At 61.6% G+C, this 12,175-nt stretch carries 15 protein-coding genes; 9 read left to right on the forward strand and 6 right to left on the reverse strand.

The features are described from left to right. Window positions 1-112: 112 nt before the first annotated feature. Window positions 113-1,210, forward strand: a complete 1,098-nt coding sequence (locus tag F7Q99_RS21525; RefSeq protein ID WP_326846951.1) for an IS630 family transposase — start codon at window positions 113-115, stop codon at window positions 1,208-1,210. Between the two features lie 122 nt (window positions 1,211-1,332). Here F7Q99_RS21525 and F7Q99_RS21530 read toward each other — a convergent pair whose 3' ends face one another. Beyond that, a complete protein-coding gene (locus F7Q99_RS21530) occupies window positions 1,333-1,893 on the reverse strand; it encodes a TetR/AcrR family transcriptional regulator (RefSeq protein ID WP_153463819.1) in 561 nt (186 codons plus the stop codon). Between the two features lie 124 nt (window positions 1,894-2,017). On the opposite strand from F7Q99_RS21530, the gene F7Q99_RS21535 reads away from it, so the two are divergent. Then, complete coding sequence (locus tag F7Q99_RS21535) at window positions 2,018-2,536, forward strand: cupin domain-containing protein (protein WP_153463823.1); 519 nt, start codon at window positions 2,018-2,020, stop codon at window positions 2,534-2,536. A 24-nt stretch (window positions 2,537-2,560) separates the two neighbouring features. Here F7Q99_RS21535 and F7Q99_RS41270 read toward each other — a convergent pair whose 3' ends face one another. Continuing rightward, window positions 2,561-2,947, reverse strand: a complete 387-nt coding sequence (locus F7Q99_RS41270) for a transposase (protein ID WP_326846956.1) — start codon at window positions 2,945-2,947, stop codon at window positions 2,561-2,563. A 49-nt stretch (window positions 2,948-2,996) separates the two neighbouring features. Beyond that, the gene (locus F7Q99_RS41275; protein WP_230210275.1) at window positions 2,997-3,488 is read right to left on the reverse strand and encodes an IS5 family transposase; all 492 of its coding nucleotides are present in this window, start codon (window positions 3,486-3,488) and stop codon (window positions 2,997-2,999) included. A gap of 138 nt (window positions 3,489-3,626) precedes the next feature. Here F7Q99_RS41275 and F7Q99_RS21545 point away from each other — a divergent pair, with 138 nt between their 5' ends. Beyond that, the gene (locus F7Q99_RS21545; protein ID WP_153463825.1) at window positions 3,627-3,923 is read left to right on the forward strand and encodes a hypothetical protein; all 297 of its coding nucleotides are present in this window, start codon (window positions 3,627-3,629) and stop codon (window positions 3,921-3,923) included. Window positions 3,924-3,947: 24 nt separating this feature from the next. On the opposite strand, the gene F7Q99_RS21550 is transcribed toward F7Q99_RS21545, so the two are convergent. Next, a complete protein-coding gene (locus F7Q99_RS21550) occupies window positions 3,948-5,081 on the reverse strand; it encodes an IS630 family transposase (protein WP_326846957.1) in 1,134 nt (377 codons plus the stop codon). 83 nt (window positions 5,082-5,164) lie between these two features. Further along, complete coding sequence (locus tag F7Q99_RS21555; protein ID WP_153463828.1) at window positions 5,165-5,569, reverse strand: tyrosine-type recombinase/integrase; 405 nt, start codon at window positions 5,567-5,569, stop codon at window positions 5,165-5,167. An 867-nt stretch (window positions 5,570-6,436) separates the two neighbouring features. Between F7Q99_RS21555 and F7Q99_RS21560 the strand changes: the two genes are divergently transcribed. The 5 genes from F7Q99_RS21560 to F7Q99_RS43695 all read left to right on the forward strand — a co-directional run bounded on the left by F7Q99_RS21560 (window position 6,437) and on the right by F7Q99_RS43695 (window position 11,149). After that, window positions 6,437-7,453, forward strand: a complete 1,017-nt coding sequence (locus tag F7Q99_RS21560; RefSeq protein ID WP_153463830.1) for a zinc-binding dehydrogenase — start codon at window positions 6,437-6,439, stop codon at window positions 7,451-7,453. 29 nt (window positions 7,454-7,482) lie between these two features. Beyond that, entirely contained in the window at window positions 7,483-8,040 is a 558-nt protein-coding gene (locus F7Q99_RS21565; protein ID WP_195911136.1) for a KdsC family phosphatase, read from the forward strand. Then, the gene (locus F7Q99_RS21570) at window positions 8,030-8,668 is read left to right on the forward strand and encodes a class I SAM-dependent methyltransferase (protein WP_153463836.1); all 639 of its coding nucleotides are present in this window, start codon (window positions 8,030-8,032) and stop codon (window positions 8,666-8,668) included. The genes F7Q99_RS21565 and F7Q99_RS21570 overlap by 11 nt, the downstream gene beginning before the upstream one ends. A 334-nt stretch (window positions 8,669-9,002) precedes the next feature. Next, window positions 9,003-9,773: a hypothetical protein gene (locus tag F7Q99_RS21575; RefSeq protein ID WP_153463839.1), complete on the forward strand. Its 771-nt coding sequence runs from the start codon at window positions 9,003-9,005 to the stop codon at window positions 9,771-9,773. 494 nt (window positions 9,774-10,267) lie between these two features. Further along, window positions 10,268-11,149, forward strand: coding sequence for an L-tyrosine/L-tryptophan isonitrile synthase family protein (locus tag F7Q99_RS43695; protein ID WP_407697871.1), 882 nt, complete (start codon window positions 10,268-10,270; stop codon window positions 11,147-11,149). On the opposite strand, the gene F7Q99_RS42665 is transcribed toward F7Q99_RS43695, so the two are convergent. Further along, window positions 11,134-11,391 (reverse strand): IS110 family transposase, encoded by a 258-nt coding sequence (locus F7Q99_RS42665; RefSeq protein WP_153463845.1) that lies wholly within the window; start codon window positions 11,389-11,391, stop codon window positions 11,134-11,136. The genes F7Q99_RS43695 and F7Q99_RS42665 overlap by 16 nt on opposite strands. 254 nt (window positions 11,392-11,645) lie before the next feature. On the opposite strand from F7Q99_RS42665, the gene F7Q99_RS21590 reads away from it, so the two are divergent. Continuing rightward, window positions 11,646-12,077: a hypothetical protein gene (locus F7Q99_RS21590; RefSeq protein WP_153463850.1), complete on the forward strand. Its 432-nt coding sequence runs from the start codon at window positions 11,646-11,648 to the stop codon at window positions 12,075-12,077. The last annotated feature ends 98 nt before the right edge of the window (window positions 12,078-12,175 follow it).

The following is a 12,175-nucleotide window of genomic DNA, read 5'->3' on the forward strand; positions in this document are numbered from 1 at the left end:
CGAACAGCACACGTGACCAGCCCCCGCGCACCACCTAACAAAGCACTACTAGTGTCCTGCGCCGGAGATCCGTCGTTAGTTGTGTGTGAGCTCTTCTTCTCCTGATCTCCCGGTGCGCCGTCGTGGTCCCGCCTTGGAACCGTTGTTGCTGTCCGACGAGGAACGGGCCACGCTGACGCGGTGGGCCCGCAGAGCCTCGTCCGCCCAGGCGTTGGCTCTGCGGGCCCGGATCGTGCTGGCCTGCGACGGTCCTGATGTGCCGTCGATCGTCGGCGTGGCAAGGGAGTTGGGCATCACTGCGGACACGGTCCGCAAGTGGCGACGCCGGTTCCTCGCCGAGAGGCTGGACGGCCTGGTAGACGAACCCCGACCGGGCCGGCCGCCCACGATCGCGGTCGACGAGATCGAGGCGGTCGTCGTGGCGACGCTGGAGGAGATCCCGAAGAACGCGACACACTGGTCCCGGAGCTCGATGGCCGCCCGCAGCGGCCTCTCGAAGTCGACCGTCGGACGGATCTGGCGGAAGTTCCAGCTCAAGCCCCACCTGGTCGGCACCTTCAAGCTGTCCACCGACCCGCTCTTCATCGAGAAGGTCCACGACGTGATCGGCCTGTACTTCGACCCGCCCGAAGGTGCGGTGGTGCTGTCGGTCGACGAGAAGTCGCAGATCCAGGCCCTCGACCGCTCCCAGCCGGTCCTGCCCATGATGCCGGGCATGCCGGAGCGTCGAACCCACGACTACGTGCGCAACGGTCTGACCACCCTGTTCGCCGCGTTCGACACCAGCAGCGGGAAGGTCATCACTTCACTGCACCGCCGGCACCGTGCGGCGGAGTTCAAGAAGTTCCTCGTCAAGATCGACCGCGAGGTTCCCGACGGGCTCGACATCCACCTGATCTGCGACAATTACGGCACCCACAAGACCCCGGCCATCCGTGCCTGGCTGGCGCAACATCCCCGATTCCATATGCACTTCACCCCGACCGGGTCCTCGTGGATCAACCAGGTGGAGCGGTGGTTCGGCTTTCTCACCGACCAGATGATCCGACGTGGTGCCCACAAGAACGTTCAGGCCCTTGAGAGGGACATCCGCGCCTGGATCAAGAACTGGAACGAGGACCCCAAACCGTTCACCTGGACCAAGACCGCCGACGAGATCCTCGACTCCCTCGCCCGATTCTGCCGACGGATCTCCGGCGCAGGACACTAGGCAGTGTCCTGGCGATCAGTTGAGTCGTTGATACGACTATGGGGAGTAGGGGTGATCAGGTCAGCTTCGGCCATGCCCTGGGTATTCCGGAACCTGGCCGATGAACTCATTCGCCTGGCCTGTCAGTTACCGACCGCTCCCACCAGCGTGACCATGACCTCGACCGCCTCACGGTCCGTCAGCCCCTGCTCTCGGCAGAGCGACCGCCAGGTCGGGAACGCCGCTGCATGGCCGATCACCGCCCGCCGGACGGGCTCACCCGCGGTCGGCCACGCGTCGGCCAGCACCTCGACGTAGCGCCTGTTCCTCGCCTCCCAGGCCTCGCGAATCGAGTCGGGCGCCGCGTGTAGGTCGCGGCTGACCAGCGTCAGCATCTGCTCGCCCGCGCGGTAGAAGCGGTAGAGGTCGGCGAGCCCGGCCGTCAGCCGTTCGACCGGATCCCCGATCACGCCCCACTCCTCGGGTTGGGGCAGCTGCTGCTGCGACAGCCAGTGCCCCGAGCACGCCTGGAACAGCGCGGTCTCGTCGGGGAAGTGCCGGTAGACGGTCAGTCGGGTGACCCCGGCACGTTCGGCGATCGCCGCGATGCTCGTCGCCGCCGGACCCGTGGTGCCGTGCAGATGTACGGCGGCCTCGACGATGCGCTGTCGCGTCCGGCCCATGCCCTCGGCGCGTTTGCGCATCTCGTAACCACGCGTTTTCGATGAACGCTGCTGTTCACTCACCTGTTGACGCCCTGCGATCCGAGGCGGAGACTTTTTAAGAGAACACCAGTGTATCTCCAAAATGCATGGAGGAGTGATCACCATGACAGAGCCGCTGGCCCCGCCACTCACCATCGTCCGCCCCGGCGAGGGAGGTGAGGGCTACCTCGGCTCAATCGGGGTCGCCTTCAAGCTCTGGGGCGCCGACACCAACGGCGCGGTCTCCGTCGTCGAACACCCATTCCCGGTCGGGGCGTTGGTGCCGCCGCACCTGCACACCCGGGAAGACGAATACTCGATCGTCACCGAGGGCGAGATCGGCTTCCGGTCCGGCGACCGCGAAGTTGTCCTGGGCGCCGGCGGCTACATCACCAAGCCGCGCGGGGAGCTGCACGCGATGTGGAACGCCGGTCCTGTCCCGGCCCGGATGATCGAGATCATCAGTCCGGCCGGCTTCGAGCACTGCTTCCGCGAAATGGCCGAGATGCTCGCCGACGGGCCGCCGCCGACCGAGGACGCGATACCGGCGCTCGCCGCCAAGTACGGGCTCCAGTTCGGGCAACCCGACTGGCTGCCCGACGTCATCACGCGGTACGGCCTGACCCCGCCGTTCAGCGCCTGAGCGAGCCAGGCGGCGTCCTGGCGATTACGAGCGGAGCCAGACGACGAGCGCGGCTGCGGTAACGGTGCCGAGGTAGACGTAGCCGCGCTTGTCGAACCTGGTCGCTACTGCGCGGAAGGCCTTGAGCTTGTTGATCGCCCGTTCGACGGTGTTGCGCTTCTTGTAGCGGTCCTTGTCGAAACCGGGCGGTCGGCCGCCTGCCCTGCCACGTCGGACCCGGTTGGCGGCCTGGTCGGCTTTCTCCGGGATGACGTGTCGGATCCCGCGTCTGCGCAGGTACCGGCGGATCCAGCGGTTGCTGTAGCCCTTGTCCGCGCTGACGCTGTCGGCTTCGTGCGCGGCCTCCCGGTCGTCAGCCTCGGCACGCGGATCTTGTCCATGACCGGCTCGAACTGGGTGCAGTCGGCGCACTGTCCGGGAGTGATGACCAGCGAGAGCACCCGGCAGCGGCCGTCCGCACTCAGGTGGATCTTGGTCGTGAACCCGCCGCGCGAGCGGCCGAGCGCCTCACCTCCCGCACCACCTCCGCCAGCCGGTCGATCAGTTCCGCCCGGACTCGAGCGACTTTGACCGCTTGACCGAAGCCCCCTTTGACGACAGGTGGCGGAGCCTGCCGGGCACCGGCGGCATGGTGGTGAGCGCGCACGGACGTCGAGTCGACCGAGACGTCCCAGTCGATTTCGCCGGCCGCGTCCGCCCCGGCCTGAATCCGCTGGAGGAGCATCTCCCACGTCCCGTCCGCCGACCAGCGACGATGCCGCTCGTGCGCCGTCTTCCACGGGCCGTACCGCTCCGGCAGATCACGCCACTGCACCCCCGTGCGTATCCGATACAGAACCCCGTTCACGACCTGGCGATGGTCCCGCCACCTGCCACAACGCCCGTTACTCACCGGCAGAAGCGGCTCCAGCCGCTCCCACTGGGCATCCGTCAGATCACCCCTACTCCCCATAGTCGTATCAACGACTCAACTGATCGCCAGGACACTGCCTAGTGCCGCATCAGGCAACGTTTGCCCTGCTCTGATGCCGCTGGACAAGAGCTGATCGGCACCAGTTGATCAAGGATCTGTGCTCGTATCCTGTGCCGCATGGCCGATGACATGGAGATCGAGCGCTACCGGCATGAGACCGTGGAGCTGACGGTGGGGGAGCTACTCGAAGCCCTCAGCGAATTGCCCGCCGAGGCCCCGATTCGTATCGACGTGCCGCTGAGCCCGAGGTCAGGCGAGACGCGCGACTCGGTTGACTCGGGCGTCAGCCACTTCGTGGTGAGCGGTGTCGTCCTTCATGACGCCGACTACCTCTACCGGGACGAAGTGGTCCTCCAGGCAGATTTCTGCTCCGCGTGGTACGTACGTCCCGTCACGCCGAGGGACGAGGGGTGACCTGGCCGGCCCCGCGATGGCAGATCAGGCGATGTTCGCCCTATTGACGACCGCGCTGAGGCGTTCGTCGGCAGCGTGCTTGTTTCGCCAGATGATGTAGCGGCGGATCATGCTTCCCTGCTCCTTGTGGCTCTGGTGGTCGGTGCCGTCGAGGGCGAAGTAGCGCAGGGCGGTGAACTGGGCTTCGATCCGGTTGAGCCAGGAGCTATTGGTCGGGGTGTAGGCGATCTCCACGTTGTTCGCCGCCGCCCAGGTCCCGACCCGCTGGCACCGCTTCGTCGTCAGGTGCGGTGAGTAGTTGTCGCAGATGATCGCAATGCGAACGTCCGCCGCGTACAGCGAGCGCAGGTAGCGGCAGAACTCCAGGAACTTGGACCGGTTCTTGGTCTTCTTGATGTGCCCGTAGAGCTGGTCCTTGGCGAGGTCGTAGGCGGCGAACAGGTGCCGGACGCCGTGCGGTCGGGTGTAGGTGGCCCGACGCCGGGGTCTGGGCTCGCGATCGGGGGCCTTGCCCTTGCCACCGCGTTCGGCCCACTGCCGACCGGGGTGCGGTTGGAGGTTGAGTGGCCCGAACTCGTCCAGACAGAAGACGACTTCGGGCTCACCTTTCTCGGGTATGACCTCGCCGTCGGCGATCGCGTAGAGGTGCTCGACGCGGGCCTTCTTCGCTTCGTAGTCGGGATCCTTCGAGGTCTTCCAGGTCTTCACGCGTTGAAAGGAGACGCCCTCCTCGCGGAGCAGGACCCGAAGGCCCTCATGGCTGATGTCGTCGACCACCCCCTCGGCGACCAGGAAGTCGGCCAGCTTGGCCAGGCTCCAGGTCGAAAAGGGCAGGCCGTGCTCGGCCGGCTTGGACTTGGCGATCTTCTTGATCTCCCGGCGCTCGGGCAGCGTGAAGGTCCTGGGCCGTCCGCCCTTGTATTTCGGGTAGAGCGAGTCGAAGCCGTCGGCATTGAAGTTGTGGATCACGTCGCGGACCCGGTCCGCGCTGGTGAACGTGACCTCGGCGATCTTCGCCACGGGCATGCGCTGGGCAGAGAGCAACACCATGTGGGCCCGCCGCCAGGTCACCACCGACCCAGCGCCCCGGCGGACAATCCGCAGCAGCCGTCTGCCCTCGTCGTCATCGATCTCACGGACCTGCACGCGTTCAGCCACGTGATCATTCTGACCGTCCGGTGCCGCCCGGCACAGCAACCAGGCGACAGGTCACGACGGGGCGAACGTTGCCTGATGCGGCACTAGTGGCTGAGGTCGTCGAGCCCGATGCGGCCGAGGTTCGGGATGAGGTCGTTGGTGACGTAGTCGCGGTAGCGGACCAGGGTGGTGGGCTTGACGGTGAGGGCCTTGGTCTGGAGCCAGGCGGTGAGGTAGTCGGCGACGGTCTGGTTGGGGTCGGCGCTGAAGCCGCCGTCCTGGCCCTCGAGTACCCGCCGGAGGGCGGTGCGGGCGGTCTCCTCGGTGGGGAAGCCGCCGCGGCGCAGGGTGTGGCGGTTGCCGTTGGCGGGGAGGTCGACGGCGAAGGTCCAGGTGCCGTGCTCGGGGTCGGCGGAGAGGCGGGGGCAGTGGGCGCCGAGTTGCTTGTGCTGTGGGTCGCGGCAGCCGCATCGGCGGTAGACGCGGCCGTTGCGGGGTGAGGAGCGCATGATGATCGCATCCTGACGCTGGAGGTTCTCCTGGTCCGTTCAGTCTGCGCTCACGTGCGACCACAAGCGGCGCTGAATGCCGTCCGACATGCGACAACCCCTTGTCGTGGCGACAAGTGCGCTTATCGGCGGGGGAAGGATCTGATTGGTACCCATTGTTGTGCACGTGAGCGTGAGCATTGGGCGGCTGCGGTTGGTAGCACTACGCGGGTGCAGATCAACGAGGGCCGCACCACGGCCGTACCGAAACCGGATTGGCCGAGGACTTACGCCCTCCGAACTGTTCCACGCCGGTCGGTCTTACCACGAGCCTGCGCCACCACCTGAAGCGAGAGCCTGGTGTGGCGGTGACCTATCTGTTGGTCGAGATTCGCGAACTACGCTATCGGGCAGCGCCAATCTGCTAATGCGAACCTGAACCAGGGATGGCCGCGCCTGCGGGCATTCCGCCCTGGCCGCACCCACTGGTCCCGCGTCAGCACCGCCATGTCTTCGCCTGGCCGCCCGGTCGGCCTGAGGTTGCTAGCCGGGTCACCCGCAGCGTGATGCTGCCAAGCTGGCTGACCTCAGCGCGACATGTCGCTTGAGAGTGCCCATACTTGAGAAGGAGGGCTAACGAGGAGGACGAAGTGTCGCCCAGCCTGCGGAAGATTCCCTCGGTGCTCACAATCAAACACGTGCCGTCAGGTGCATCAGTCCTGGCACTGCGCCGGTTCATCAAAGCTTGAACAAACCTTCAGCCGAACATTTTTTGCGATCTGCTGTTGGTCGGGATTGCCGTTTCGGCTCAGAGCCACGGGGACTCTTAAGGCATGGCGCATTTTCACAGCATTTCTTCGTTTGATCTCCAGGGCAAGGATTGAACAAATGCGCGCTGCAGTAGTCGTTCGCCCGGGAGGGCCAGAAGTTATAGAACTTCGAGACGTCCCCCAGGGGCCACTCGCCCCTGGTATGGCTAGAGTGCAGATAGAACGAAGTTCTGTAAACGCCGCAGACTTGTGGACTCGGCATCCAGGAATAGTCTCCTCATATCCCCATATCCCCGGATCCGACGGATGTGGTGTATTGGTAGAACTGAGGGGCGAGAGCACCATCGAAACAGGCTCAAAAGTAGTAATTAACCCAGCACTGCAGCTCCCGACTGGTGAGCGCTCATGGTCCGATCCGTATCGGGATATCGTTGACATACTGGGATACAACTGCGCTGGCACATGTGCAGAATACTGTGATGTTCCGATCGGAAACATATTTCCAGCACCAAGCCATCTAACGATCGAGGAATCAGCAGCGATACCGCTCACCTACCTAACCGCTTGGCGCATGCTTGCAAGAAGGGGAATGGTCGAACGTGGAGAGTACGTCCTCATATGGGGTGGATCCGGCGGTCTGGGAACTGCTGCGATCGTGCTAGCTAATTATCTTGGTGCGAATGTACTCGCGACAGCTGGAAGCGACCATGATGCTGAGCAAGTAGCGGGGCTTAAGCCGAAAGGAATAATTCGCTATGATCTCGGAGAGGTGGCAAAACAGGTAATCGATCTGATAGGGAGGAAAGTAGATCTCGTGTTCGATTCTGTGGCTGGCCCCACGTGGTCTGCGACATTGCAGTCGCTGAGGCCGGGGGGACGGGTGGTTCTCGCGGGCACAACAGCTGGCGACGTTGTGACATTTGATCTGAGCGATTTCTTCTATAACCAGTGGGCGCTATGCGGCTGCAGGATGGGCGATGAGCGAGACTTCGAGAACATGCTGAAAGCCGTCACCGAAGGGCACCTAAAGCCAGTGGTTGGAAAGGTGTACCCGCTGTCGCAGATTTCAGAAGCGCATCAAGCAATGGAAGATGGGGGCATCGTTGGAAAGATAGTGGTGAATAATTTCGAATGAGCATACATGCGCGCCCGTTCAACCATCAGTTGGATCCCGTAGCCGCTCGAGATAACCTCGAGAGGCTCCCAATAGGCTTGTGCGATGAATTCGCACACATTGAACTCGTATGCCTGGACGTCGATGGAATATTGACAGATGGTTCAATAATATACAGCGAGAGCGGGCGAGCGCTAGTAACATTCAATGCGCGGGATGGTTTGGGAATTGCACTCTTGCAGAGGGCTGGCGTATCAGTTGCTTTTGTGTCTGCTCTAGATTCCCCGATAGTTAGAAAACGCGCCGAAGAACTGCACATCAAAAGTGTCTGCTTGGGTGTCAACGATAAGCTCAGGTGCGTCAGAGATATGCAGCGGCATACGAGAGGAAAGATACTATTTATGGGGGATGACCTTTGGGATCTGGCAGCGATGAGAGCTTGTGACGTCGCAGCGTCTTCCTGCGACGCGGCAGTAGAGGCTCTCGCTGCTGCCGACGTGATTTCTTCCTATGGAGGCGGCCGAGGGGCTGTTCGACAGATAGCCGATATGACTCTCGAGGCCCAAGATATAGATCGCGGCTCTCTAATGGCGCGATATGATGAATGACGCCATGGATTCTGGAAACACTCGTCGTGTTTATGATCTGGCAGCGCGGGATTACGAGGAGATCTTCTTTGACGACCTCAGTGATGCGCACTGGCTTGATTCGTTCTCCAGTTCTCTTGAAGCACCGTCCTTGATCCTAGATGTGGGATGTGGTCCTGGAAACTTCTCTAACTATCTTGGTAGTAGAGGACATTGTCCTGTTGGCATCGACATCTCATTCGAAATGCTATCCGTAGGACGACAGCGCAGAGGTGTTCATCATCCAATGGTTCAGGGGACCATGGAGCGACTTCCCTTCAGGTCAGGCATATTTGATGGCCTATTGATTGCCTACTCGCTGCTGCACATACCCAAGAAGAATGTCCAGTCGGTTCTGCAGGAACTCAGGAGGGTTATCAAGGCCAACGGGAGGAGTCTTCTCCTTCTGAAAGAAGGGGATGACGAGAGAGTGATAGCTGCGAGTCTCGTTGCGGGTGAATTCCTGGTCGCGTCGATGTGGCGAGTGCCGGAGCTCCAGCCTCTTCTCGAACTCGCAGGGTGGAATCTTATCTCTGCAGAACATGGTGAGCCTGCTAGGCAGGAAGAGATCCAGGAACCGAAGTTGGCTCTTACCCTGATAGCAGCGTGAATGGGGCTTGGCGTAACCGGGATCTGGCGCCTGTGAGGTTTTAGCCAAAATGACTGTAGCTCTTCGTACTGTGCGTGGTCTCCACTATCACCTGGACGGCTGTCCAACTGGCACACAGGTCCCTGCCCAAATAAGGGGCATAGTGGTAAAGAAATGGAGTAAGGGCGACTCCACTGGACGCTGGGTACTGGAACTCACCGGCCGCGCGAATGTTATTGTCAACCGTCGTGATCCAGCGGTTGATATATCTCAGATGCAGGTAGGACGGCGAGTTGAGGTGACAGGGTCGGCTGTGATCTCGTCCCGTCAACAGTTGGTACTTTATCCGGACAGTATGGAGGTCTTGCCGGCAGGCTCGCTAGGGCAGCACTGGCCTGAAAAACCAGAGGTGCCAAGCCATATCTTGACAAGCTTCCTCTTAGCACGTCTCCGCAGTATCGCAACAGCATCAGCAACCAAGCTCGGCTACCGCGAGTTCGAACCGTATTACATATCGACCCCGCTGCAGAATAGGGACTCAGGGCCAGTGAGTGTTTCATTCGAAGGCTGGGGATCCTCACTGAGTCTGGCAATCTCGCCCGCGCCACAGCTCCTTCAAACTCTCCTTGAGACCGGAGAGCATCGGGTATTCGCAGTCGGCAGGTGTTTCTCATCGGCATATCGCGATGGTTTTTCCAGTGCAGAGGAACTGACCCTAGTGGCAAGACAAATTGATACCTCAATTGAAGAGGTGATCTGTTTTTCTGAGACGATACTCCGGGACCTGCTTCAGGAGGGGGACACGGCGGTGTCGCGTGTCACATGGGGCGCAGATCAGTGGCCTCAAGTACCAGTTGCTGCAATGCCAAGCAAGGAGATTGACACGCCGCGCATTGAGTGGCTGCCTGAGGCCAGAGAAGACGATGGTATACATCACGCTATATTCCGTATAATTTATCCCCAAGGTATTGTTGTCGCAGAGGGCGATGTCACTGAGTGGTCATCACACGTCCGGATAGGCGGTGTCACAGTTCACCTGGAACGTCTCGTAGCACTACTGTCCCCGACGCGACTGGCGGCTATCAGAGACCTCGGCGCCCCCACGGAACGGTTGCGAAGAGCATGACTGGGCACTTGACGAAATTGACAAGGTCTGGGAATACAGTCCTGGAGGAGAATTTTTCTGGTTTGGCTAAAGGAACGCGCCTTCGGCCTACGCGCTCAGACTCCTACGACTTCGCGAGTTGCATGTTTTTCTCGCACCTTGGATACGAGAACGAGCAGATCAGCCCTGGAGAGCGCCGCCTCAGGCCGATTTCCGAATCCGAGGTAAGAAAAGAACTATTGTCGGCCGTGAGGTCGCATGAGGGCGACACTGGATTGAGTGCAAATCCACCTCGCCCGCGGACCATGAAACACGTTAACGTGCCTGAGAGTGTGACTGCAGACTATTTGGGCTGGGCTGAGACGGCGCTTGTCGATTATGGTCCTTTGGAAGATATAGCGAAGAGCGATCTTGACAGGACAGAAAAGATCCTGAGCGTGCTAGCTGACCCGCTCTTAGGGAACACACAGAATCGGGAGAACGTCGATTCAGTTGTGATTCACCAGCGGCTCGCTATGGCGTCGGATGGGCGCTTGCCACTGTACCTGGCCCTGCCGGCCTTCCCGTTCAAGGATCAGGGGGCATTCAATACCGACTGTAGCGCGGACCAGCCAGACTTTGGAGAGGTGGCGCTATTAGTGAGAATGCATTGCCTGGCTCTCGCTTTGTCGCGCCTGTACGCTGAGGAGGTCCAGTGGATAATTCTCTCGGATGGGCCACTATATGCCCCCTTCTTTGGTTTGGATTCTGGCGTTGCCCAACGATATCTGCAGCGAATTCGATCCTTCCGAGACAACCTTAACCTTGGCTCTACTATCAATGTGCTATCTCTTCTGGATCTGGTGGCGAAGACTCAATATTTGTACGGGGGAAAGTCTGGCGTGGAGGCATTCGCCAAGTACTCTGCCGACATTCGCCATGCGCTTGAGTCTGTAAGCAGAAAAGATAGAGAGGTTGATGACGCGCTCCAAGTACTAGCAGGGGACATGATGTGGAACTTGGACACGCGAAGGTACGAGCAATCAATGACGCATCAAGAACTCTGGAGAATCATAAGGAGAAAGGGGCGCTCGCCGCTCCGTACCGAAGTATCTGAACAATCTCGAGAAACGACACTGCGGTACGTGTCATGCAACATTGCCCTCCGGTTGGCCCGTGTGATTGAATGTCAGTTCCCGCTTGCTATCCGGGCTACGTCCCATGCTAAGAGGGGGCAGGTGGCCATTCCCAGAATTGGCCATGTGGCGCCGTGGAATGGAGTGGCTGTGCGGCGTCGTCGGGGGCGGGGATGGGCGGACCTTGGAAGTGTGAGAATTCACCGCGCTTGGCAGCAGGGGGCAGATGTTAGCGTTCACCTGGAAGGCTGTGGAGATGCCTTCTATTACGAAGTTCCATAGATTCTTATGGTGGCCGCCGTCTTCTCGCCTGGGATCACTGTGTGCTGGGCGTGTGTCGCCTCAAGCGGTGGAAGTTCGAGCAGTTCGGGCTCGCTGTTGGGCACCCGCCGCGACAGCACCTTCGCCCCGTCGGCGTCGATCACCGTGCGGTGATGTTCGGTCTTGCCCGCGTCCGTCCCGCCCAAAGCTCGGGCACCCGTGCCTCCCTCGTCGATTCGTTGCTGTTCCCTGCAGACGACCACGCCGACGTGTCCTTACGAAGCGATCTTGATCGCGCGTCCCAATGAGTGGCCGTGTCGTCGCGGGGCGCCGGGCGACCACTCCGCACTGAGCGCGCTGCTGCGCCTGGATGGAGACCAGGACTGGGCCTGGCTGCACGCCCGCGCCTGCACAGCCTCTGGCCTCAACGCGGTCCGTCGGCTCCTGCAGGGCCGCTGGGTCGGGTGAGCCCGGACTCCGGTAGCTGCCTGTCGCTGGCGGCTGGGACGATCACGCGATGGGAAACATCTATGACTACTACGCGGCCACCGACGACACACAGGCCCTGGGCGTTTTCGAGGACGGCCGCATCGACGACCCCTTCGGTACGGTCGGTCTCAAGGGGGTTGACCCCTACCTGCTCCTCGGAGCCGTCGAGGCACACCTGACGGGAGTGCCCGAAGAGCAGGTGGAAGCCGACCCGCGCTTCTGCGAACTGCTGAGCGATCCTCAGCACGAGGGCCACTGGCTGGTCTCGCTCACGGACAGCCTTCGCGACGCGCTCGCGGTGGCCACCAGCGGGCGGTTGCAGGAGGCGGCGTTCGTTTGGACGCTCGCCGAGGACGGCGCGGGACAGGACGCGGAGCTGGTGGCCGACTTCCTGCGGCGGCTGGCCGAGCTCGCCCGCGACGCCGGGCAACGCGGCCTGTACTGCGGCATGTCCCTGTAGGCGGGTCGCAATCGGACGCCCTTGTCGCAGCCGCAACGGCCGACAACGGAGGGATCGAACTCCATCCACGGAGGACGACCGTTTGTCAGCCCCGCCCG

Source organism: Streptomyces kaniharaensis (genome assembly GCF_009569385.1).
Taxonomy (GTDB): Bacteria; Actinomycetota; Actinomycetes; order Streptomycetales; family Streptomycetaceae; genus Kitasatospora; species Kitasatospora kaniharaensis.

Excerpts from the sequence above, each read along its gene's own strand:
- F7Q99_RS21555 (WP_153463828.1), bottom strand. The coding sequence starts at position 5,569 with ATGCGCTCCTCACCCCGCAACGGCCGCGTCTACCGCCGATGCGGCTGC.
- F7Q99_RS21590 (WP_153463850.1), top strand. The coding sequence starts at position 11,646 with ATGGGAAACATCTATGACTACTACGCGGCCACCGACGACACACAGGCC.
- F7Q99_RS21535 (WP_153463823.1), top strand. The coding sequence starts at position 2,018 with ATGACAGAGCCGCTGGCCCCGCCACTCACCATCGTCCGCCCCGGCGAG.
- F7Q99_RS41275 (WP_230210275.1), bottom strand. The coding sequence starts at position 3,488 with ATGGGGAGTAGGGGTGATCTGACGGATGCCCAGTGGGAGCGGCTGGAG.
- F7Q99_RS21530 (WP_153463819.1), bottom strand. The coding sequence starts at position 1,893 with ATGCGCAAACGCGCCGAGGGCATGGGCCGGACGCGACAGCGCATCGTC.
- F7Q99_RS21570 (WP_153463836.1), top strand. The coding sequence starts at position 8,030 with ATGATGAATGACGCCATGGATTCTGGAAACACTCGTCGTGTTTATGAT.
- F7Q99_RS21560 (WP_153463830.1), top strand. The coding sequence starts at position 6,437 with ATGCGCGCTGCAGTAGTCGTTCGCCCGGGAGGGCCAGAAGTTATAGAA.
- F7Q99_RS21545 (WP_153463825.1), top strand. The coding sequence starts at position 3,627 with ATGGCCGATGACATGGAGATCGAGCGCTACCGGCATGAGACCGTGGAG.
- F7Q99_RS43695 (WP_407697871.1), top strand. The coding sequence starts at position 10,268 with ATGGCGTCGGATGGGCGCTTGCCACTGTACCTGGCCCTGCCGGCCTTC.
- F7Q99_RS21575 (WP_153463839.1), top strand. The coding sequence starts at position 9,003 with ATGGAGGTCTTGCCGGCAGGCTCGCTAGGGCAGCACTGGCCTGAAAAA.